This is a genomic window from Priestia aryabhattai (genome assembly GCF_023715685.1).
GTDB classification, from domain to species: Bacteria; Bacillota; Bacilli; order Bacillales; family Bacillaceae_H; genus Priestia; species Priestia aryabhattai_B.
In genome coordinates, this window is the sequence record NZ_JAMBOQ010000029.1 from 1 (window position 1) to 1,899 (window position 1,899).

At 48.7% G+C, this 1,899-nt stretch carries 2 rRNA genes; both read right to left on the bottom strand.

Annotated features, from left to right (window positions below):
* A 23S ribosomal RNA gene (locus M3225_RS28710) occupies window positions 1-1,558 on the bottom strand; the annotation flags it as partial.
* 225 nt (window positions 1,559-1,783) lie between these two features.
* A 16S ribosomal RNA gene (locus M3225_RS28715) occupies window positions 1,784-1,899 on the bottom strand; the annotation flags it as partial.

The following is a 1,899-nucleotide window of genomic DNA, read 5'->3' on the forward strand; positions in this document are numbered from 1 at the left end:
ATGATGAGCGGATTTGCCTACTCATCAGCCTAACTGCTTGAACGCGCATATCCAGCAGCGCGCTTACCCTATCCTACTGCGTCCCCCCATTACTCAAACGGCGGGGAGGTGGTACAGGAATATCAACCTGTTGGCCATCGCCTACGCTTTTCAGCCTCGGCTTAGGTCCCGACTAACCCTGAGCGGACGAGCCTTCCTCAGGAAACCTTAGGCATTCGGTGGACAAGATTCTCACTTGTCTTTCGCTACTCATACCGGCATTCTCACTTCTAAGCGCTCCACCAGTCCTTACGGTCTGACTTCACAGCACTTAGAACGCTCTCCTACCACTGACATCTAAGATGTCAATCCACAGCTTCGGTGATACGTTTAGCCCCGGTACATTTTCGGCGCAGAGTCACTCGACCAGTGAGCTATTACGCACTCTTTAAATGGTGGCTGCTTCTAAGCCAACATCCTGGTTGTCTAAGCAACTCCACATCCTTTTCCACTTAACGTATACTTGGGGACCTTAGCTGGTGGTCTGGGCTGTTTCCCTTTTGACTACGGATCTTATCACTCGCAGTCTGACTCCCATGGATAAGTCTTTGGCATTCGGAGTTTGACTGAATTCGGTAACCCGTTGGGGGCCCCTAGTCCAATCAGTGCTCTACCTCCAAGACTCTTACAACATGAGGCTAGCCCTAAAGCTATTTCGGAGAGAACCAGCTATCTCCAGGTTCGATTGGAATTTCTCCGCTACCCACACCTCATCCCCGCACTTTTCAACGTGCGTGGGTTCGGGCCTCCATTCAGTGTTACCTGAACTTCACCCTGGACATGGGTAGATCACCTGGTTTCGGGTCTACAACCACATACTAAACGCCCTATTCAGACTCGCTTTCGCTACGGCTCCGCCTTATCGGCTTAACCTTGCATGGGATCGTAACTCGCCGGTTCATTCTACAAAAGGCACGCCATCACCCGTTAACGGGCTCTGACTACTTGTAGGCACACGGTTTCAGGATCTCTTTCACTCCCCTTCCGGGGTGCTTTTCACCTTTCCCTCACGGTACTGGTTCACTATCGGTCACTAGGTAGTATTTAGCCTTGGGAGATGGTCCTCCCAGATTCCGACGGAATTTCACGTGTTCCGCCGTACTCAGGATCCACTCAAGAGGGAACGAAGTTTCAACTACAGGGTTGTTACCTTCTTCGACGGACCTTTCCAGGTCGCTTCATTTACTTCGTTCCTTTGTAACTCCGTATAGAGTGTCCTACAACCCCAAGAGGCAAGCCTCTTGGTTTGGGCTAATTCCGTTTCGCTCGCCGCTACTCAGGAAATCGCATTTGCTTTCTCTTCCTCCGGGTACTTAGATGTTTCAGTTCCCCGGGTCTGCCTTCAATATCCTATGTATTCAGATAAAGATACTGTTCCATTACGAACAGTGGGTTTCCCCATTCGGAAATCTCCGGATCAAAGCTCACTTACAGCTCCCCGAAGCATATCGGTGTTAGTCCCGTCCTTCATCGGCTCCTAGTGCCAAGGCATTCACCGTGCGCCCTTTCTAACTTAACCATTAGCGAATAAATGGTACAACATACTGTTGTGTTATTTATTGGTTTGATTAAAGAAAAGTTTCACTTTTCCTCAGCAATTACTGTTATCTAGTTTTCAAAGAACAATCGCAACCAAAATTCTTCTTATCTAATAAGAAGAAAGTAGTATGCTTTCTATAATTGAGAGATTGAACTCTCAAAACTGAACAAAGTGTCAAAACGTACGTCATGTAAAAATCCTTAGAAAGGAGGTGATCCAGCCGCACCTTCCGATACGGCTACCTTGTTACGACTTCACCCCAATCATCTGTCCCACCTTAGGCGGCTAGCTCCTTACGGTTACTCCACCGACTTCGGGTG